The organism is Clostridioides sp. ES-S-0049-02, from assembly GCF_020658465.1.
In the GTDB taxonomy this organism is placed as follows: Bacteria; Bacillota; Clostridia; order Peptostreptococcales; family Peptostreptococcaceae; genus Clostridioides.
In genome coordinates, this window is the sequence record NZ_JACVWG010000001.1 from 943,628 (window position 1) to 964,209 (window position 20,582).

General features: G+C 27.6%; 19 protein-coding genes. 14 read left to right on the plus strand and 5 right to left on the minus strand.

The genetic code is table 11. From position 1 onward, the window contains the following. From miaA to IC213_RS04270, 13 genes are all read left to right on the plus strand, one after another. Nucleotides 1-936 carry a tRNA (adenosine(37)-N6)-dimethylallyltransferase MiaA gene (gene miaA, locus IC213_RS04210; protein ID WP_227482636.1) on the plus strand — a complete coding sequence of 312 codons (936 nt, stop codon included), beginning with the start codon at nt 1-3 and terminating at the stop codon, nt 934-936. A gap of 115 nt (nt 937-1,051) precedes the next feature. Beyond that, nucleotides 1,052-1,312 (plus strand): RNA chaperone Hfq, encoded by a 261-nt coding sequence (gene hfq / locus IC213_RS04215; RefSeq protein ID WP_003428780.1) that lies wholly within the window; start codon nt 1,052-1,054, stop codon nt 1,310-1,312. A gap of 123 nt (nt 1,313-1,435) precedes the next feature. Continuing rightward, entirely contained in the window at nt 1,436-2,716 is a 1,281-nt protein-coding gene (locus IC213_RS04220) for a methionine gamma-lyase family protein (RefSeq protein ID WP_227435134.1), read from the plus strand. Nucleotides 2,717-2,785: 69 nt separating this feature from the next. Then, nucleotides 2,786-4,132 carry a M20 family metallopeptidase gene (locus IC213_RS04225; RefSeq protein ID WP_227862772.1) on the plus strand — a complete coding sequence of 449 codons (1,347 nt, stop codon included), beginning with the start codon at nt 2,786-2,788 and terminating at the stop codon, nt 4,130-4,132. Between the two features lie 139 nt (nt 4,133-4,271). Continuing rightward, nucleotides 4,272-5,354 (plus strand): SIR2 family protein, encoded by a 1,083-nt coding sequence (locus IC213_RS04230; protein ID WP_227435136.1) that lies wholly within the window; start codon nt 4,272-4,274, stop codon nt 5,352-5,354. 83 nt (nt 5,355-5,437) lie between these two features. Further along, nucleotides 5,438-6,070 (plus strand): cyclase family protein, encoded by a 633-nt coding sequence (locus IC213_RS04235; RefSeq protein WP_227482638.1) that lies wholly within the window; start codon nt 5,438-5,440, stop codon nt 6,068-6,070. Nucleotides 6,071-6,129: 59 nt separating this feature from the next. Beyond that, nucleotides 6,130-6,669 carry a prolyl-tRNA synthetase associated domain-containing protein gene (locus IC213_RS04240; protein WP_227435138.1) on the plus strand — a complete coding sequence of 180 codons (540 nt, stop codon included), beginning with the start codon at nt 6,130-6,132 and terminating at the stop codon, nt 6,667-6,669. A gap of 51 nt (nt 6,670-6,720) precedes the next feature. Continuing rightward, nucleotides 6,721-7,407: a DUF554 domain-containing protein gene (locus IC213_RS04245; RefSeq protein WP_227435139.1), complete on the plus strand. Its 687-nt coding sequence runs from the start codon at nt 6,721-6,723 to the stop codon at nt 7,405-7,407. 182 nt (nt 7,408-7,589) lie between these two features. Then, a complete protein-coding gene (locus IC213_RS04250) occupies nt 7,590-8,465 on the plus strand; it encodes a kinase (protein ID WP_227823948.1) in 876 nt (291 codons plus the stop codon). Nucleotides 8,466-8,822: 357 nt separating this feature from the next. Then, nucleotides 8,823-10,121 (plus strand): acyl-CoA thioesterase/bile acid-CoA:amino acid N-acyltransferase family protein, encoded by a 1,299-nt coding sequence (locus IC213_RS04255; RefSeq protein WP_227862773.1) that lies wholly within the window; start codon nt 8,823-8,825, stop codon nt 10,119-10,121. A gap of 151 nt (nt 10,122-10,272) precedes the next feature. Further along, complete coding sequence (locus tag IC213_RS04260) at nt 10,273-11,685, plus strand: hypothetical protein (protein ID WP_227435142.1); 1,413 nt, start codon at nt 10,273-10,275, stop codon at nt 11,683-11,685. A 176-nt stretch (nt 11,686-11,861) separates the two neighbouring features. Beyond that, a complete protein-coding gene (locus IC213_RS04265) occupies nt 11,862-12,449 on the plus strand; it encodes a TetR/AcrR family transcriptional regulator (RefSeq protein WP_227862774.1) in 588 nt (195 codons plus the stop codon). A gap of 32 nt (nt 12,450-12,481) precedes the next feature. Then, on the plus strand, nt 12,482-13,273 hold the full coding sequence (locus IC213_RS04270; RefSeq protein ID WP_227862775.1) for a class I SAM-dependent methyltransferase: 792 nt from the start codon (nt 12,482-12,484) through the stop codon (nt 13,271-13,273). A gap of 114 nt (nt 13,274-13,387) precedes the next feature. On the opposite strand, the gene IC213_RS04275 is transcribed toward IC213_RS04270, so the two are convergent. From IC213_RS04275 to IC213_RS04295, 5 genes are all read right to left on the minus strand, one after another. Next, nucleotides 13,388-15,805: an FtsX-like permease family protein gene (locus IC213_RS04275; RefSeq protein ID WP_227830560.1), complete on the minus strand. Its 2,418-nt coding sequence runs from the start codon at nt 15,803-15,805 to the stop codon at nt 13,388-13,390. 12 nt (nt 15,806-15,817) lie between these two features. After that, a complete protein-coding gene (locus tag IC213_RS04280) occupies nt 15,818-16,483 on the minus strand; it encodes an ABC transporter ATP-binding protein (RefSeq protein WP_227834329.1) in 666 nt (221 codons plus the stop codon). A gap of 82 nt (nt 16,484-16,565) precedes the next feature. Continuing rightward, nucleotides 16,566-17,597, minus strand: coding sequence for a sensor histidine kinase (locus IC213_RS04285; RefSeq protein ID WP_227862776.1), 1,032 nt, complete (start codon nt 17,595-17,597; stop codon nt 16,566-16,568). Continuing rightward, a complete protein-coding gene (locus IC213_RS04290; protein WP_227845722.1) occupies nt 17,587-18,273 on the minus strand; it encodes a response regulator transcription factor in 687 nt (228 codons plus the stop codon). The genes IC213_RS04285 and IC213_RS04290 overlap by 11 nt, the downstream gene beginning before the upstream one ends. A gap of 156 nt (nt 18,274-18,429) precedes the next feature. Next, nucleotides 18,430-19,494, minus strand: a complete 1,065-nt coding sequence (locus IC213_RS04295) for a 4Fe-4S dicluster domain-containing protein (protein WP_227435149.1) — start codon at nt 19,492-19,494, stop codon at nt 18,430-18,432. 304 nt (nt 19,495-19,798) lie between these two features. Between IC213_RS04295 and IC213_RS04300 the strand changes: the two genes are divergently transcribed. Beyond that, the gene (locus tag IC213_RS04300; RefSeq protein WP_227435150.1) at nt 19,799-20,443 is read left to right on the plus strand and encodes a TetR/AcrR family transcriptional regulator; all 645 of its coding nucleotides are present in this window, start codon (nt 19,799-19,801) and stop codon (nt 20,441-20,443) included. Nucleotides 20,444-20,582 lie beyond the last annotated feature (139 nt).

The following is a 20,582-nucleotide window of genomic DNA, read 5'->3' on the forward strand; positions in this document are numbered from 1 at the left end:
ATGAAAAAAATACCACTTATAATACTTACAGGTCCAACTGCTGTTGGAAAGACTGATTTGTCAATAAAGTTAGCAAAAGATATGGATGCAGAGATAATTTCAGCAGATTCTATGCAAATATATAAATATATGGATATTGGAAGTGCAAAAGTTACATCTGAGGAAATGCAAGGAGTAAAGCATTATCTTATAGATGAGGTTAAACCTGACTATCCATTTTCAGTTTCAGAATTTCAACAAAGGGCAAAAAAATATATATCTGAAATAAATCAAAAGGGAAAGTGTATTTTAGTGACTGGAGGAACAGGTCTTTATCTCAATTCTTTAATATACAATATGGATTTTGCAAAATCTGATGCTAATAATGAATTAAGAAAAGAGCTTCAAAAACAACTTCTTGAGAATGGAATAGATTACATGCATGATAGATTAAAATCACTTGATGAAGAAGCTGCTGATAGAATTCATAAAAACAATACAAAGAGAGTTATAAGAGCACTTGAAGTTTGTTTAAGTGGTAATAAAATGAATGATTTTTCAAGTGACTTAAAATTTAATGACGATTATCAACCTATAATAATAGTTTTGAATAGAGATAGAGAGCATTTGTATGAAAGAATAAATATGAGAGTCGATATCATGATAGAGAGTGGTTTAGTTGAAGAAGTTAAAAAACTCCTAAATATGGGATTTAAAAAAGATATGATATCAATGCAAGGTATAGGATACAAAGAGATGTTGAAGTATCTAGATGGAGAATATACATATGAAGAGGCCATTGAAATAATAAAAAGGGATTCTAGAAGGTATGCAAAACGTCAGATAACTTGGTTTAAAAGATATGAAACAGCAAAATGGTTTGATTTGGATAAATATGAAGATATAGATTTATTAAAAAATGAAATAATTATATATATTAAAAATTCTATAAAATAATATATATAAATTTTTAAGTATACAACTTCATATTGAAAATTTATCATAACTTATATAGAATATAAGATAGGAATATTTTAGATGTTCAATTTAATCTTGGGAGGGTACAAATCTAATGAAAAATACAGTTTTAAATTTACAAGATTTGTTTTTAAATAATGCTAGGAAAGAAAGGATACCTGTTACTATATATTTAGTCAATGGAGTTCAAGTCAAAGGGCTTGTAAAAGGATTTGACAGTTATATAATATTGATAGAAGGGGACAATAGACAACAAAACATGATTTATAAACATGCTGTTTCGACTATACAACCTGGTAAATATATTAATTTAACTAATCAAAATCAAAATAATAACAACAATAACAATAGATAACTAATTTAATTTAAGATAATTAAAAGGAGACTTATGCTAACTTATAAACTACAATTTATTTGTTTTAGTAAAATAGTCTCCTTTGATATGTTTAAATAAAATAACAAAGAGACAGGTGATAAAATGCTTAATGAGACAAAAGAATTATTGAAAGGTTACTATGGGATAGATGATGATACTTTTAAATTATCACAAGAAATAATGGAAGATATAAAATATAAGTTTGAGGAAATAAAAGAAATAAGAGAATACAATCAATATAAAGTTTTAAAAGCTATGCAAGAATCTAAATTAAGTGACATGCATTTTAATTGGACTACAGGATATGGATATAATGATATTGGACGTGAAAAAATAGAGGAAATTTATTCAAAAGTTTTTAATACAGAAGATGCTCTTGTAAGACCAATAATTGTAAATGGAACACACGCACTCACTTTATGTATACAAGGAATAGTCAGACCAGGAGATGAAATTCTATCTGTTACTGGAAGACCATACGATACTTTAGAGGGTGTTATAGGTATAAGAGAAGAAAAAGGCTCTTTAAAAGAATATGGTGTTACATATGATGATGTAGATTTTTTAGAAGATGGAAATTTAGATTTAGAAGGAATTAAAAGAAAAATAAATGATAAAACTAAACTTGTTATGATACAAAGGTCAAAAGGGTATTCTTGGAGAAAATCACTTTCAATTAGTGATATAAAAGAAGCCATTGATGTAATAAAATCTGTTAAACCAGAAGTTATAGTAATGGTTGATAACTGTTATGGTGAGTTTCTAGATACTAAAGAGCCAACTGATGTTGGAGCAGATGTTATGGCTGGTTCTCTAATAAAAAATCCTGGAGGTGGACTTGCATTAACAGGTGGGTATATAGCTGGTAGAAAAGATTTAATTGAGCTTATATCATATAGAATGACTTCTCCTGGAATAGGTAAAGAATGTGGTCTTACTTTTGGAACTACTAGAAATGTTCTTCAAGGATTTTTCCTAGCACCCTATGTAGTATCTCAAGCTGTGATGGGAGCTATATTTTGTTCAAGAGCTTTTGAAAAATTAGGATATGATGTATTGCCAAAACATGATGATTTAAGAAGTGATATTATTCAGTGTATTAGACTTAATAATGCTGATGAAGTCATAAGTTTTTGCCAAGGAATACAAGAAGCTGCTCCAGTTGATTCTTATGTTAAACCTGTACCTTGGGATATGCCTGGATATGAAAGTGAAGTTATAATGGCAGCAGGAGCATTTATACAAGGTTCTTCTATAGAACTAAGTGCAGATGCTCCAATAAGACCTCCTTATAATGTTTACTTCCAAGGAGGGCTTACATTTGACCACTCTAAAATGGGTACTTTAAAAGCAATTGAATTTATAAAAAAACTAAAAAAGTAAGCATATTTTTCTTTTAAAAGGTCAAAATATTTACTAGTATATTATGATGAGAATTGAAGGGTGATAATTATGAAAGAACAAATTAAAGAAAAAGTAAGTTCTCTACAAGATGAAATGATTTCTTCAATACAAGAAAGTGTAAAAATACCTAGTGTTATATCTGAGCCAACTAAAAATTTCCCATTTGGAGAAAATATAGATAAGGCTTTAAGAGGTATTTTAGACTTATGTAAATCTTTAGGGTTTAAAACAGTATATAAAGATGGATATTATGGCTATGCAGAAATAGGACAAGGTGAAAAAATGATAGGTATACTTGGTCATGTTGATGTAGTTCCAGAAGGTGACTTAGAAAGCTGGAATTATCCACCATTTGAAGGTGTTTTAGAAGATGGTAAGTTATATGGAAGAGGAACACAAGATGATAAAGGACCTACAATATCAGCAATTTATGCAGTAAAAGCTCTTATGGATTTAAATATAGATTTAAATAAGAGAATAAGATTCATTTTTGGAGCTGATGAAGAAAATCTTTGGAGATGTATAAATAAATACAAAGAAAATAATGAAGAAGTACCAGACTATGGATTTACTCCTGATTCTAGATTTCCAATAACAAATGCAGAAAAAGGTCTTTTACAAGTTCATTTAACATGTGAGAGTAAAAGTGATATAGAATTATCAGTTGGGAAGGCTTTAAATGCAGTTCCAGGAAAAGCAGTTTATATTGGAAAATATTCTGATAAGTTAAAAAAAGAATTAGATAAATTAGGTTTTGAATACACTGTTGAAGGCAATAAAATATGTATAATAGGAAAAAGTGTTCATTCAGCAGCTAGTGATACTGGTATAAATGCAGTAGCTAGACTTTGTATAGCTCTTAATAATATAGGAATAGATTCTAATATAATTAAGTTTTTAGCAGAAGTTATTGGTGAAGATGCTAATGGAAACAATATAGTTCCTAATTGCAAGGATGATGTATCAGGAAAATTAACAGTAAATATAGGTAAAGTAACTATTGATAGTAAAAAAGAATTTGCTGGAATTGATGTAAGAATTCCTGTAACATATAAAAAAGATGATTTTGTAAAAGAACTAAAGAAAATAACAGATAAATATAATTTAGATTATAAAGAATATGATTTCTTAGATTCAATTTATGTTCCAGAAGATACACTTCTTGTTAAAACATTGAGAAAAGTATATGAAGAGGAAACTGGTCTTGATGGAACACCTCTTTCATCTGGAGGAGCAACTTATGCAAGAGCTTTAGACAATTGTGTTGCCTTTGGAGCTATTTTCCCAGGGAAACCAGAAACTGAGCATCAAGCTAATGAACATTTGATAGTAGAGGATATTGTAAAAGCTGCTAAAATATATGCTCTTTCTATTTATGAATTATTAAAGATTTAAATATAAATATAAAGCTGTCTTGTAATAGGATTTTTTCTAGTAAAAGACAGCTTTATTGTTGTATTATTAAATAAGTTAATAAGATAAATATTTAATAGATATAAAAAATAATAGTAATGTTTATATTAGGAGGAATTATATGAAAATAGCTATATTTTTGGGAGCAGGAGCTTCAGCTGCAGAAAATTTACCCATTCAAAATGAATTATTTAGTGAATACTTTAAGAAATTAAAACCTAAAAATTATGATACTGATATGAATAGAGAATTGTATGCCTTTTTTAAACAAATGTTTAATATTGACATAAGAAAAGATAATCTAGATAATGCAAATTTTCCAACATTTGAAGAAGTTTTAGGGCTTTTAGATTTAGCAGAACAAAGAAGAGAAGCCTTTAGAAATTTTGGACTTGAAAATTTAAATAATAGAAGTGATAGTATACGTTTTTTAAGACAGTATTTAATACTATTGATGGCTGAAGCAATTCATAATACACCTAGAACAGATAATAAATATCACAAACTTTTAGTTGAAAATCTTTTACAAAATGATTTACTCCTTGATACAACTTTTATTAGTGCAAATTATGATATACATATAGACAATACAGTTACTGGCTTAAGAGATAAAAATGATTTGCCTATTATGCTTGATTATGGTGTAGAATTTACTAATTTTAAGGAAGAATTAAACTGGAGAAAACCAAAAGAACCATTAATTAAACTCTATAAGATACATGGTTCATTGAACTGGCTTTACTGTCCTATTTGCAACAGTTTAACTCTTACACCACATGAAGGTGGTGTTATGAAACTAATTGAAAATAGTTCAGAAACAAAATGTTTGGAGTGTGGAGAACTGACAGAACCAATCATAGTTCCACCAACATATTTTAAGAATATGTCAAATATATTTTTAAGTAATGTTTGGAATGAGACAGAAAAAACTTTGAGAGAGGCTGACCTTCTGGTATTTTGTGGGTATTCATTTCCAGAGGCTGATATGCATATAAAATATATGTTAAAAAGAGTACAAACAAATGGTGGAAAAACACCTCTTAAAATAATGGTTTTTAATAATCATTCACAAAAACAAAGGATTACTTTAAAAAAAGAAGAAAGAAGATATAAGCGTTTTTTAGGAGAAGATGTTATATTTACTGATAATTCTTTTCAAGATTTTTCTATGAACCCATTAAATTTTATAAAAAGTATATACTAATTTGGCAATAATAGGATAAAATCCAATAGAAATAAAGTGAATTTAGGTATATAATAGAAAATAAAACATAGGGGGTATAAAAAATGAAGGTTTTTGATTTAACTCATGTGACACATAATGATATGCCTGTATATGCAGAGACTAATAGACCTGATATAAAAAAAGTAGCTATTATTGAAGAAAATGGATATCAAGAAACATTAATCAGTGTATTTTCTCACAATGGAACTCATATGGATTCACCAAAACATATGTATACTAAAGGTGAATCCTTAGATACATTGGATATAGAAAATTTTGTCGGTAAGGCTTATGTATTAGAACTTGAGCAAGGAAGCAAAAACATAGAATTAGAATATCTAAAAAAATATGAAGATGAAATAAAAAGTAGTGAGTTTATAATATTTAAATCAGGTTGGTCAAAGTTTTGGGATAAAAAGCAATATTATGTAGGTTATCCTACATTAACAGAAGAGGCTGCAAACTATATAGCTGATAGTAATCTAAAGGGAATAGGAATTGATATGTTATCTGTAGATAGATACGACACATCAGCTTTTAAGGTACATCACATTTTATTTGAAAAAGGTAAAATAATAATAGAGAATCTTACAAATTTAGAAGCTGTGCCAGAAAGATTTCTATTTATAGCAGCTCCATTTAAGTATAATGACGCTGATGGTGCTCCAGTAAGAGCAATAGCCATAGTAGAATAATATTTACTATAAAACAGGAGAAGTGTAATATACAAAGTATTAAAGGAGAATATAGCATGATGAGTGATGTAAAAGATAAAATAACAGAATTATCAGATGCAACTGAAGTAAATTTAAATGAAACTAAAATATACAATATTTTAGATAAGTTAAATATTAAATATGAGGTAGTAGAACATGAAGCTGTATATACAGCAGAGCAGTTAGTAATTTTAAATGATATAACAAAAGGATGTCAGTGTAAAAATTTATTTTTAAGAAATGCTAAAGGAAACAAATACTATCTAATTGTAGTTAGAGGGGATAAACATGTTGATTTAAATTCAGTTAAAGAAAAAATAGGAAGTTCTAGGTTATCATTTGCTTCGCCTGAAAGATTATACAATGTACTTAAACTTCTTCCTGGAAGTGTAAATCCTTTTTCATTAGTAAATGATACAGAAAGAAAAGTAGAGCTTTACATAGATGAGGATGTAATTAAAGAAGAGTATTTAAATTTTCATCCAAATATAAATACTAAAACTGTAAATATATCAAAAAAAGGATTTGAAAAATTTTTGGAATATTTGGAATATCCACTACAAATCATTGACATTTAAGTTTTTAATGAACTTAAGCAAAATTTAATTAACTAATCGAGGGGAGAAAAAATGTTTGGAGTAATAGCAAATAGTCTAGCAATCGCAGGTGGGTGTATAGTAGGTCTTATAATCAAAGGTGGTTTACCTCAAAGAGTAAGTGATACTATAATGAATGGAATTGCCCTATGTGTATTATATATAGGGATATCAGGAGCACTAGAGGGAAAGAATACACTAGTGACAATAATATCTATAGCTTTAGGAGCTTTAATAGGAGAGTTAATAGATATTGATAAATGGGTAAATAAATTAGGTGCATTTTTGCAGAGTAGGTTTTCTAAAGGCAATAAAAAGGATTCTATTGCTGAAGGTTTTATATCATCTAGTTTGTTATTTTGTATAGGGGCTATGGCAGTAGTTGGTTCGTTAGAAAGTGGACTTACAGGAAGCCATGATACTTTATTTGTAAAATCAGTAATAGATGGGATAGCTTCTGTTATATTTACAGCTTCTTTAGGTATAGGTGTAATGTTTTCTGCTGTATCTGTATTTTTATATGAAGGTATTATATGTTTAGGGGCATCATTTTTAAATGGATTTTTAAGTGACCCTGTAGTTACAGAAATGACAGCTGCAGGAAGTTTATTAATTATAGGACTTGGTTTAAATGTACTTAAGCTAACAAATATAAAAGTAGCAAATCTATTACCAGCCATATTTATACCAATATTATTTGGTGTATTTGGAGTAATTTAGAGATTAAAAACTTAAAGTTTGTCTAATTTTTTTAAAAACTTTAGACAAATTTTTTATTTAGAAGGAAAATGGCTTTCATCATCAAATTAATAATTATAGTAGAAATAAGTTTAATATTATGATTATAAAGTTTATATTAAATTTATTTTATTGATGAAACTAATGGGGGAGGTTAAAACTCAATGATTACATTTGATGTAAATGGAGCTATTATCAGGTTTGATGATACAAAAAATAATTATAATAAGATAAGAAAAATTTTTAAATTGTATGCTTTAGAAATTTCTAAAAACTTTGAGAGAGATTGTTTAAATAATTTTCAAAATCTAAAACAAATATCAGATAGAGGTCTAAATCTAGGAGAAAAATATATAGAGGAATCTTTTAAGAAAGGAATCGAGACTATAGTGAGTTTTGGAATTATAACTATAGATATTGATACCTTTAAAAGTGTTTATTGTGAAAAATATTTAGATTTTAAAAGGCTTTTTAATAACTTAAATAAAACTTTTATCATACCAAATAAGAATAAAAAAAATAATCATGCAAATTTTTTAGAAATAGAATCTACAGTAAAAAAAATGAGCAATTATTTGTATAATGATTGTTTCAAAATTCATTATGCTGTAATAGATGCGCTTATAGAAAATAGAGTCAGTGAAGTCCATTCTTATATTGATGAAGAATCTATAAAAAAATCTAATGCCTTGTTTAATAATTACAAAGATGGTTTTATTGGAAAAGCAGATGAGTGTAAGGTTGTAAAACAAATAATAACATTAAATCCATATAGAGAAGATGTATACGAGTTTTTGGTAAAGGAAGATGGAGATTTTAGTAAGGAGATTGAAAGATTAACTGAATTTTTAGGATATAATATAAAAGAATATAAGGCTTCTTTAATGGACCTTTATATAAATGAACTAGTAGAGAGCGATGAAAGTGATGCTGAAAATGCAAGAGAGAAGATTGAAAAGTATGCTAAATATATTGGTTGTAGTGATGAAAATCTATATATAGCAAGGGTTAATGCCATATACACTTTTGCCAATGCATAAATTTTGTAAAATTTATAAATAAAGAAATACATGTTTGTACTAAAATTTTAAATAAAAAATACTTATTAAGCTTACTAAAAAATAATTTATATTTTCTAGATAAAACCATTTCTTTAAAGGAGTGGTTTTATTTTTTCTATCACTCAATATAAGCAAAATTTTAAATTACGAATAGCTCATATTACTAAAATAATTTTAAGTAAATAGAAAAGACAATATATTGACTAAATTGGTTCGAGTTGATATAATGAAATAGTCAACATGATGTCTTATATTTGGATTATTCATAGCTTGCTAAAGAAAGCTATTTCAAATATATAAATCATGAGCAATAATTATTACATGGAGGAATCAATTATGAAAGTAAATATATACAATGCAGAATCACTTGTAGATGATAAAATTAAAGTTATAGTTTCAGGCTTAATTCCAAATAGTAAATTAAGAGTATCTATGAAAATGGAATTTCCATGGTGTAAAGGAGAGGAATTCTCATCTTATGGGGTATTTTATTCAAATGAAAAAGGAGAAGTGGATTTAGATTCAATTGAACCTGTAGAAGGGACTTATAAAACTACTGACTGCATGGGGTTAATATATTCTCTGAAAAAATCAAAAACTGAAGGTGAAAATTTTGCAGAAAATATATCTATTGATAAACCAATAATCATGAATATGATATTTGAATCTGATATTGAAAGAAAAGAAGTTAAGTTGAAGAGATTGTTCAAAACAGAAGATATTATCACAAAAGATATATCTGATGAATTTATAGGAAAATTATTTTATAAACAAAACTCTAGTAATAAAACAATTTTAGTTTTAGGGGGTTCTGATGGAAATTTAGATGCTTTAGAACTCCTGGCAGCTCCACTTGCATCTAGAGGGTGCAATGTACTAGCAGTTGCTTATTTTGCTCTAGAAGGATTGCCAAGTAAGTTAGAAGAAGTACCATTAGAATACTTTGAAAAAATATTTAAATGGATTAGTGAAGATGAAATCACTAATACTAAAGAAATATTTGTACATGGGACATCAAAAGGTGGTGAGTTAGCACTTTTACTTGCTTCAAGATATAAACAAATTAAAAAAGTAGTAGTATCACAGCCTCATGCGTATTGTTTTCAAGCACTTGATGGACAAATGAATGGAAAAGATACTTCATCATGGTCATATAAAGGTAAGCCACTTCCATATATCAAGGTAGACAATAATATATTCTTTGAAGACCAGAAAAAAGATATAGAAAAAGGAATTCCATTTGGATTTGCCAGTACTTATAAGAAAAGTATTGAAAGGGCAGACAATAAAGAAGAGGCTAGGATAAAAGTAGAAAATTCTGAAGCTGACATTCTTATGATTTCTGGAAAAGAAGATAATATTTGGAATAGTTATGATGGTTGTGTAGAAATCATAGAAAAACTTAAAAGAAATAATTACCAATATAATGTGGAACTATTAACATATGATAAGATGGGACATCCTTTACCAATTCCATATATTGTACCTCTAAGTGAAACTTTATCTATGAATATGGCTGGAGGAATATTTTCTTCAGGAGGAACTGTAAAAGGTAATGCAAAAGGACAGTTTGAATCATGGAAAAGAACTATTGAATTTTATAAAGAACCTTTATCAATCGATATAAAAAAATAAAAATGGATATATCTTTCTATATATGCACAAAATCTATCAATTTTACAATTTTAATTTATTGTTTATGTAATTTATATGTTATATACTAGTTTTAACAAGATTGATAATTTATAAACAATTAATAAGAGTTATTGAAAGGTGGAGTGAAATTATGGAAAGACTCACTAGAAGTGAACAGCCTCACATAAAATTTGGAATGTTTAAGATACGAATTCCGTTTATACATTACAGATTTGAGAAACCGGAAGCTATTCAAGGCATAATATCAAGTATGACAAGCTTAGGAACTATTGGACTTAGCACGCAAATATTAGGATTACCCTATGAAGTAGCATGGAGTATGGCTATCATTAACTCAATATTGTATTGCCTGCATGTTTTTATGGGAGACCCAGTAGTTCCTGGCTGGATTACAGCTTCTATAACTCTTACAACTGCATATTTGTTAAAGTTCAATATTGGTATTGAAAGAATACAAGCATTAACAGCTTTACAAATAGATTTAGGAATTATATTTATTTTAATGGGTATAACAGGTATAGCTGGAAAACTAGTAAATAGAATCCCAAATTCCATCAAAGGTGGAATACTTATGGGAGTTGGTATATCAACTGTAATAGCAGAATTTAGCCCTAAAGGCAGATTTGAATCTTATCCAATATCTATAACAGTTGGGATTTTAGTTGCTTGCTTTGTAATGTTTTCTGAAAAATTCGATGCTCTAAAAGTAAAGAATAAGTTTTTATTTCGATTAGGTCAATATGGAGTAGTTCCAGCTATTTTAGTGAGTTTAATTATAGGAATATTTAGTAAAGAAATAGGAATTCCTAGCTTTAATTTTGAAAATATTATTTATATAATGGATTTTCAAAAATTAATAGATACAGTATCTCCTTTTGGAATAGGTTTTCCAAGTCTAATATTATTTATACAAGGATTGCCAATGGCTTTCATGATATACATAATTGCATTTGGTGATTTTATAACAGGTGAAAATTTAGTTCTTTCTGAAAGTAAAAACAGAACAGATGAGTATATTGATTTTAATTCTAATAGGTCTAATATTATAAGTGGGATAAGAAATATTGTTATGGCAGTTATTTCTCCATATATAGCTATGTGTGGTCCATTAGCTGCAACTCTTACTGGAAGTGTTGCTCAAAGATATAAGGTTGGAAAGGAAGCAATGCAGTCTATTTTTAGTGGTATGGGTACGTTAGTATGGGTTTCAGCTATTTTTATCTGCTTTTATCCAATTGCCCAAATAGCTACGCCTCTTATACCATTAGCATTATCAGTGACACTTTTAGTTCAAGGTTACTTATGTACTAAACTATCAATGGAACTATGTGATACTGGCGTAGAGAGAGGATTAATTGGGCTGATGGGTGGCGTGATTGCTGCTAAAGGTGGAACCTGGGGACTTGTTGTAGGTTTTATACTATATTTTGTCTTAATTGATTCTAAAAAAAGAAAAGAAAGTAATATTAATTCAAAAGAAAGTGATATTAATTCATCAGAAGATTATGTATATGAAATATCATGTAAAAAGAAAAGTATTTAAAGTAAAATATGAGTTGCAATCGTCTATTAATAGATTAATTGCAACTCATATTTTATTTGTCAGCTTCAGGAATGATAAAAAATGCAAAACTATTTCTTGACATAATTTTTTTAATGTGCAACAATTGTTATACAACGTATGTATTTTATAAAAATTTAATGGAGAAGTGAATTTATATGCCACCTAAAGCAAAAATAACGAAAGAAATGATTTTGAATATTGTCTTGGATATTACAAGAGAAACAGGATTTGAAACTGTAAATGCAAGGAGTATCGCAAGTAAATTACAATGTTCCACTCGACCAATTTTTACTTGCTATGAAAATATGGATGAATTAAAAGGTGAATTTCTTGCTTTTGCATATGAATACTATAATCAGTATGTTATTAATTATCATAATTCTGAAAATGTCAGTCAATATTTATTACTTCCACTTTCATACATTGAATTTGCTCAAGAAGAAACACATTTATTTAAGTTGTTGTTTATAAACGATTTAGATTTGATGATGGAAGAGCCAAATGATTTCTACAAAGAAATTGATAATGAAAAAAAGGCAAGGCTTTTTTCTGAAAGTATTGGAATAGAGTTAGAATGTGCAAAAGTCATATTTTTAGATTTATTTCTTTATACTCATGGCATAGCTGTCTTAACAGCAACGAAAAAATTGACATTAGATAGAAATAGTGCCGAAAAAATGTTGGAAAATATATTATCAGCTTTTATAAAACAAGAAAAAAAGGATTGGAATTTATCTATTTGATGTTTACTAACTAATACAGAAGGGGGTGCAATATGAAAACAAACCAATACTTAATTGATTTTTACAATAATTACGACGAAGATAGTCGGTTGGCATTAAAGCATGGAACAGTTGAATTCCTAACCACTATGCATTACATTGAAAAGTACATAAAACCTAGCGACCGTGTGCTTGAAATTGGTGCTGCAACTGGTCGATATTCTCACACGCTGGCACGTCAGGGATATGACGTCGATGCAGTCGAATTGGTCGAACATAACATAGAAGTTTTCCGTAAAAATATTCAATCAAATGAAAATATAACTATTACTCAAGGTAATGCTATGGATTTGTCTGCTTTCTCAGATAATGAATATGACATTACATTGTTATTAGGTCCGTTGTATCATCTTTATAGCAAAGAGGATAAACAACAAGCTCTACATGAGGCTATTCGTGTAACAAAACATGGTGGTGTGATTTTTGCTGCATATGTTATATCTGATGGCTGCCTTATTGATGAAGGGTTCAACCGAGGAAATATCAATGTAGCTGAATATATTGAAAAGGGCTTGATTGACCCACAAACATTTGCTACCAAGTCAGGTCCTAAGGATTTGTTTGAACTTGTCCGTAAAGAAAACATTGACGATTTGATGTCTGTTTTTCCTGTAACAAGACTGCATTACGTAGCATCGGATGGTTTAGCCCTATGTATGCGTGAAGCAGTCGATGCTATGGATGATGAAGAATTTGAGTTATATTTGAAATATCACTTTGCTACTTGTGAACGCGAAGATTTAATAGGTGTTACGAGTCATGCGATTGATATATTTAGAAAATAAATAATAGAAGTTAAAAAACAAACAGAGGGTCGTAAAATCAAAGTTTTCAGACCCTCTAAATCTTGAAAATCTATGTTGAGTGTAGTATAAAAGTAGCTATTTTTATATATATTTTTATTGAGAGCGTAAACGTTTTGTAATTGATTGTTTTTCTAGATTTCTTATAAGGAATTCAATTATTAATATTTGCATGCCTATTAATATAAATGAAAAAATTAAAATAGAAAGTATAGAGAAATTGAAACTAATGAAGTCTAATCTAACAACATCTTTTATAAAAAAGCAGAGTAATTTTGAACCACAATAACCCAATGTAATTGATACAAATACAGCTTTAATACTCAAATTTAAACCTTCTCGATAGAGCATTTTGCGCAACTGTTTTTTTGTCATTCCAACCGCCTGAAGTAAGGCAAACTCTTTTTTTCTAGTTAATACACTATTTACAAGGATATTTGTCATATTAAGGATACCAAAACAGGAAATTAAACCAACAAATACATATGCAGCTATAATCATATACTTAAAAGCTCTAGTTAGCATTTTATAATCGCTATCATATGAATAAAGGATTAAATTTGAATTATTTTGAATAATATTTAATAGTTTTTCTTCAACTTCTTTTGAATACTTTTTATCGGATAAAATTGAAAAATGTAAATTTGTATTATATGGTGTTATTTTATCTAAAGCCTTGTCTGAAGTAAAGAACATGCATCCTGTATTTGAATTATCAATTATTCCAACTATTTTCATTTGTTTTTTGATGATGTCATTTCCACTAAATATATTAAATGTAATTGTATTTCCAATTTTCAAATCAACTCCATAAGATTTTGTCCTATATTTATTTACAATCAAGCTGTTTGAATCCAATTGCTTATAATCAACTTTACCATTTACAATATACTTTTGGAATGATTTTGCAAGCTCTGGTGTGACACTTTCAATCAAAGTTGTAACATTACTTCCATCTTTATCCTTAATAGAAGGGTATATAACTTCACATTTTATTCCTTTAGATTCAATTACTTTTTGTACTCCATAAATTGATTTGATTTCATTTCTAAGAGTGTTTGTAAATGGATTATTTTGCTGAATTTGTGTAATTCGTTCATACAAATTGTCAATTTTATTTCCAATAATATAATTTTCATTATAAACGAATGTCTGAGACATCTGTTTATTAAAATCTATAGAATTAGACAGACTAGCAATTGAAATAAATAATATTCCACTAATACTCAATGAAATCAATGCTATTAAATTTTTCTTTCTATTTACCTCAATATTTTTTAGTGCTAAATTTTTAATATTTATATAATTAAGTGTTTTAATTTTATTTCTAGATTTAATTTCTGTGTATTGCATAGCTTCAATAGCGGAAGTTTTTGAAATAATTCTAGCTGGCTTATTTAAAGAAATTCTTACAGTCAAAAATATTACTATTGATAATACTAGAATAATAAATAAGTCAGTAGTCATTTGCCATGCTAAAGGCTGAATTATATATGTAATTATGCAGGAAGATATAATGCCTATTGGAATAAAAATAATAGATAAAATATTTCCTTGTAGGTAAATAATCTTTTTCAACTGAAAAGAAGTCATACCAAGTGCTTTCAACTTTGCATACATTTGAACTGAATTAACAACTGAAATATAAAAAATACTATAAATAACAAACAAACTAGAAAAAAGAATAATTACTCCTACTATTAAAACTGTAATAACTTGTTCACCATCAATTAAATTTGATTCAATATAATTATCATTTAAATATATATTATGTTTTTTAATATTTAAAGAGGAACCAATTTCACTTAATTGAGTCTTAATTAAAGTAGGGGATTTTTCTGTATTTTCTTTTGATAATCTAACTAATACATCTACAGTGTTTGGAGTTGCTTCATTAAAATTATTACTTTTGATTTGTAAAGGTGTAGAAGCCATATGCTTGAGATAATCATTGGAAACAACTGTATAGTATTGCTTAGCATTATCTTGATAGTAATTTTCTACAAATCCAACAATAATAAAATCGTTTTGTATTTCTTTGTTAGTAATATTGTCGCGATATTTTAATGTAATGCTATCTCCAAGGTCTTTATTCAAGCCAAGTTCAGATAGATATTTTTCTGAAATAGCAATTTCATATTTATTTGTTGGCATACCGCCCTTTAATAGTTGAAAATTCAGAAGCTCAATTGCAGTGTTATCTACATATATCATTGACATTCTATAATCTGATTTTATCTCACTACCAAGTGACTTATAAACTCCTACACTACTAAAGTTTTTATTTTGCTGTAATAATGTTTTTGATTTTTCATTTACAGATTGATATCTTGCATGATAGGGAGATGAATTAACCAAATCCATAGAGCCATTATATGAAACTAAAGTAGTTGTTAATAATAAACATGTGGAAATCATTATAATAATACCTGAAAGAAAAAATTTAAGTTTATTAATTTTTAAATCATTCAATGCTATTTTTCTAATGAAAGCACCATTATTATTTTTAAACATATATTTCACCTCCTAGTTATAAATTTTTCCATCTTCAATACGAACGATTCTATCTGCTAATTGTGCAATTTCATTGTTATGGGTAATCATTACAATTGTTTGGTTAAATTTCTCACTTGTCATCTTAAGTAAGCCTAATACATCTGCACTCGTTTTGCTGTCAAGATTACCTGTTGGTTCATCAGCAAGTATAATAGCAGGCTTCGTCACAAGTGCTCTTGCAATAGCAACACGTTGCTGTTGTCCTCCAGAAAGATTACCTGGTACATCATATAATTTTTCATCTAGTGCAAGTAAACTTATAATTTCATTTATAAAGTCTTTATCTAGTGTTTCACCATCCAATCCAATTGGTAAAATGATATTTTCATATACATTAAGTAAAGGAACAAGATTATAATTTTGAAATATAAAACCTATATTTCTACGTCGAAAAATTGTAAGTTGTTCATCATTCATAGTTGATAAATCCTTTCCTCTTATAATGACATTTCCAGATGTAGGATTATCTAAACCTCCCATAATATTTAATAATGTAGATTTACCACTACCAGATGTACCTACAATAGAAATAAATTCACCTTTTTCAACAGATATGCTCACACCATCAAGAGCTTTTGTAATGTTTGAATTTCTCCCATAATATTTTTTTAAGTCTGTTACTTGTAAAATACTCACTATAAAGACCTCCTTTATATATTGTAAATACAGTATATAATCAAAATGTTGCAGAATTATCACAAATAAAATATTTAAAAATTTATTTATTAGGTAAAAATATAGAAAAAGTAGAGCCTTCTCCAATTTTTGATGTAACTTTGATATATCCACCTTGAAGAGATACAATTTTTCTTGAAAGATATAGACCAATTCCAATACCATCTATATCATGTACATCTTCCTCACGATAGAATCTCTTAAAAATTTCTGCTTGGTGACTTTCTGATATGCCTTTTCCAGTATCAGTAATATCTATTTTAGCATACATAACCCAGCATTCTGTAGATATATGTATCTTACCTTTAGGACTTGTGTACTTCACTGCATTGTCTAATATATTGAAAATAGCTTCAGAAGTCCATTTTTTGTCATGACATATATATAAGTTTGAATCACAATCAACTGTAACTTCAATGTCCTTTTTTTCAGCATCAAATAAAATTCCACTAAGTGAAGTCGCAATTGTTTCATAAATCGAATTCTTTTTTTTAGATAATGAAATTATACCTGTCTCTAGTCTTGAAGTTTTTATCATAGACTGCATTAAAAATTCTAATTTATCTAATTGACCTTGCATATCCATCAAAAACTCATTTTGAATTTCAGTTTTAAGATTCTGATTCAGTAGAGTATTATTAATTATCTTTAAATTTGCAATAGGAGTTTTGATTTGATGAGAGATATCAGAAACTAATTCTTGTAAATCAGCTTTTTCCATAGCAATATTGTGGCGATTTTCTTGAATGACTTCATACATTCTAATCAGTCTATGATTAATACGTGACAAAAGTGTTTCTTCCTCCAAAGTAATTTCCAGATTATCTTTACTATTCATCATCTTATCTAAGGTTAAACATATCTCAGAGCAAAATAGAGTTATTTTTTTATGAAGTAAGAGCATGATTAATAATATAAAACCAGAGAATATTATTGTGTATATCAATAATAGAACAACTATTTTAAAATCATTAGTTATTATATAAATTGCTATATTGAATAGAATAGCTGTAAGAGCCATACTAACAGCAATTATTAAATAAATAGTATTAAAAGAAAAATTTTTAAAATTCATTTTTTTCACCTATCCACATGTATCCCATACCATATACTGTTTTAATGTATTGAGAGCCATCTTTTTCAATTTTACTTCTAATTCTACTTATAACAGATGTCAAAGTATGTTCATCTACAAAATTAGCATCTATATCCCAAAGTTTTTCTAAAAGTATTTTTCTTGTTAGAATGTTTTTGGGATTCTCAATAAATAGTTTTAAAGTACGATATTCTAATGGTGTAAATACAATTTGATTGTCATTTATATATGCACAGAACTCAGAAAAGTTAATCTTGAGATATCCATCATCATAACAATCTTGTTTTGTTTTTGTTGTAATATGATTTAAAAGTGCTCTTACTTTTTGTTTAAACACATTGATATTAAATGGTTTTGTTATATAATCCAAAGCTCCAAGTTCATAACCTTTAATCATATCATATTCCATATCATTGGCTGTTAAAAAAATTATAGGGATATCATAATTTTCTTTAATTTTCTTGCACAAATCAAATCCACTTCTATCTGGTAGATTAACATCTAAAATAATTAAATCAAATTTGTGCTTAACAATAGATTCTAAAGAAGATATAGCTGTAAATTTTGAAATAACCATATATCCCTCTTCACTTAAGTTGTACGATAGTGTTTTATTTAATATAGTATCATCTTCAACTACTAATATTTTTTTCATATATTCACTCCTTTTATGTTTAATATTCTATATAAAGTTAATTATATAATCAAAATGTTGCTAAATTATCATATTATATTCATATAAATAAAATACTTAATAAATAATCTGTCCTAGAATTTATCATGGGACAGACTATTTATTAAATATATAAAATTATTTTAACCAAGATGGATTTCCAGGTACAAATATTCTTTTACCAAATTTTGAAGTATATTCATCCAAAGCTTTCTCAATAAGCTCATTATTGCCTTTAAAAGAAGTAGTGTTTTTTATAGTTTCAAGGTTTTGGCTAAATGGGCAAGCAGATATACACATACCACAGTCTGTGCCTAAATATCTCCATTTAATGTAACATGTTTCATGTTCAATCACCCAATTATATTTTCCATCATCACCAATTTTAATATCATTAGAAAGTGAGTGAGAAGGGCAATTAAAAGAACATTTTTTACATACTTTGCAAAAGTCTTCAAGTCCAAAATCAACATATTCATCTTCTATAAGTGGAATATCTGTAGTAACAACCCCTAGTCTAAGTCTAGAACCATAATCTTTATTTGTAAGTATTGCGTTTCTTCCTATATCACCCAATCCAGCATCACGAGCTATAAAAACAGGCATTACTAGATAATTAGCATCCATATGATTTCTAGCATCATATCCTAGGTTTCTTATGTAATAACTTAAAATCATGCCAACAATAGATGCATCTACATAACATTTTGAAGTTTCTATAACTTCACATATCATCGGGGCTCTGTTTATCATTTCTTTATCCATTTCACATCCAAATACAATTGCATATTTGTGAGATAGATTAACTTCTTCACCATAGTTTTCTTCATGTCTACCTCTATTTGTATAAATATGATAATCTTTTAATCTAGTTATACCAACCACAGAAGCTCCATATTGCTTTGCAAACCCTTTTATTTTTTTAGTCATAGACTTTGCATCTACATCCACTTTATTGTCACAAACTTTTCCTTCACATAGTGATTTTATATCAGATAAAAAGTCAAATGCACTACTTGCCATTGGAGAATTTATCTCATTATAAGTCATAGTTCCTTCACTACATAAATTTGGTCTACTTCTTATACTATCATCAACTTCTTTTTTTTCAGGATTTTTCTCATAATAGTCATTATAAGCAAAACCATTTTTTTTATAATTTGCTCTTGCAAACATAGTATTTCTTTCATCAACCCTTTTCAATTCTATTCCCCCTAGTAAAAGTATAATTAAATCATATAACCTTATCCTTATCCTTACATAATTTAATTATATAAGAATAAGGTTATATTTTCAATTTAAGCGTCATTAAATTAAATAATATGTATTTATATATGTTTTATAATATTTTTACATATAAATTATATTAATGATAAATAATAAGAAATTTAAGAATAAATACGATTTGTTGTCTTTAAATGGTGTGTATTGACATACTGTAAAAAATCTTATTATAATAAATGTATGAACAATTAATATAAATTGATAAAGAAAGAAGTGAATTTATATGTCAAGAAATAAACATTCTGACAAGATGAGAAGTCAGATATTAGACGTTGCGTGGAAAATATTCGAAGAAAATGACTATGATGATGTAACTATGCAACAAATTGTGGATACTCTTGATATATCTAAAGAATCTGTATACTACCATTTTAAAGATAAAGAACTCCTGTTCGAAGAGATTATATCAAGTAATTTAAAAGTAGAGATGGAAAATTTAAAGTTAATATTAAATAATCCTAACTTTACGATTAGAGAAAAAGTGTCTGAATTTATCTTACACATATCTAGTTCAGAAATAAGGAAAAAATTGATTGATTATATGTGCCTCCAAAAAAAACCTATCTTATTTATGAAGAGTATAAGAGCATCTACGCTTGAAATGACCCCTTTACTATCTTGCTTAATAAAACAAGGTGTTGAAGAAGGCATTTTTAAAACTGATTATCCAAACGAAATGTCTGAAGTATTTATAATATTAATAAATATTTGGTTAGACCCAGTATTGTTTAATGAGAGTACAGAAAAACATTTCAAACGTATTGAGTGTCTTGCTAATTTATTAAGTGCAAGTGGTGTACATATTATAACTGATAATGATTTAAAATCAATTAAAGCCTTTTATAGAGAATGTTCTAAAGGTGAATAGTCTATAAATAAAAAACTGTAACTAGATTTGAGAAAAAACAAATTTAATTACAGTTTTTTTAGTAAAATAGGTGTATCAATATATTTTTAACAAAAGATAAGAAGAAATACTATTTTAAAAGTTTAAAAATAAAAGGAGT

Bases quoted from the DNA above. Each gene is read 5' to 3' on its own strand.
- miaA (WP_227482636.1), top strand. From the start codon at position 1: ATGAAAAAAATACCACTTATAATACTTACAGGTCCAACTGCTGTTGGA.
- hfq (WP_003428780.1), top strand. From the start codon at position 1,052: ATGAAAAATACAGTTTTAAATTTACAAGATTTGTTTTTAAATAATGCT.
- IC213_RS04220 (WP_227435134.1), top strand. From the start codon at position 1,436: ATGCTTAATGAGACAAAAGAATTATTGAAAGGTTACTATGGGATAGAT.
- IC213_RS04225 (WP_227862772.1), top strand. From the start codon at position 2,786: ATGAAAGAACAAATTAAAGAAAAAGTAAGTTCTCTACAAGATGAAATG.
- IC213_RS04230 (WP_227435136.1), top strand. From the start codon at position 4,272: ATGAAAATAGCTATATTTTTGGGAGCAGGAGCTTCAGCTGCAGAAAAT.
- IC213_RS04235 (WP_227482638.1), top strand. From the start codon at position 5,438: ATGAAGGTTTTTGATTTAACTCATGTGACACATAATGATATGCCTGTA.
- IC213_RS04240 (WP_227435138.1), top strand. From the start codon at position 6,130: ATGAGTGATGTAAAAGATAAAATAACAGAATTATCAGATGCAACTGAA.
- IC213_RS04245 (WP_227435139.1), top strand. From the start codon at position 6,721: ATGTTTGGAGTAATAGCAAATAGTCTAGCAATCGCAGGTGGGTGTATA.
- IC213_RS04250 (WP_227823948.1), top strand. From the start codon at position 7,590: ATGATTACATTTGATGTAAATGGAGCTATTATCAGGTTTGATGATACA.
- IC213_RS04255 (WP_227862773.1), top strand. From the start codon at position 8,823: ATGAAAGTAAATATATACAATGCAGAATCACTTGTAGATGATAAAATT.
- IC213_RS04260 (WP_227435142.1), top strand. From the start codon at position 10,273: ATGGAAAGACTCACTAGAAGTGAACAGCCTCACATAAAATTTGGAATG.
- IC213_RS04265 (WP_227862774.1), top strand. From the start codon at position 11,862: ATGCCACCTAAAGCAAAAATAACGAAAGAAATGATTTTGAATATTGTC.
- IC213_RS04270 (WP_227862775.1), top strand. From the start codon at position 12,482: ATGAAAACAAACCAATACTTAATTGATTTTTACAATAATTACGACGAA.
- IC213_RS04275 (WP_227830560.1), bottom strand. From the start codon at position 15,805: ATGTTTAAAAATAATAATGGTGCTTTCATTAGAAAAATAGCATTGAAT.
- IC213_RS04285 (WP_227862776.1), bottom strand. From the start codon at position 17,597: ATGAATTTTAAAAATTTTTCTTTTAATACTATTTATTTAATAATTGCT.
- IC213_RS04290 (WP_227845722.1), bottom strand. From the start codon at position 18,273: ATGAAAAAAATATTAGTAGTTGAAGATGATACTATATTAAATAAAACA.
- IC213_RS04300 (WP_227435150.1), top strand. From the start codon at position 19,799: ATGTCAAGAAATAAACATTCTGACAAGATGAGAAGTCAGATATTAGAC.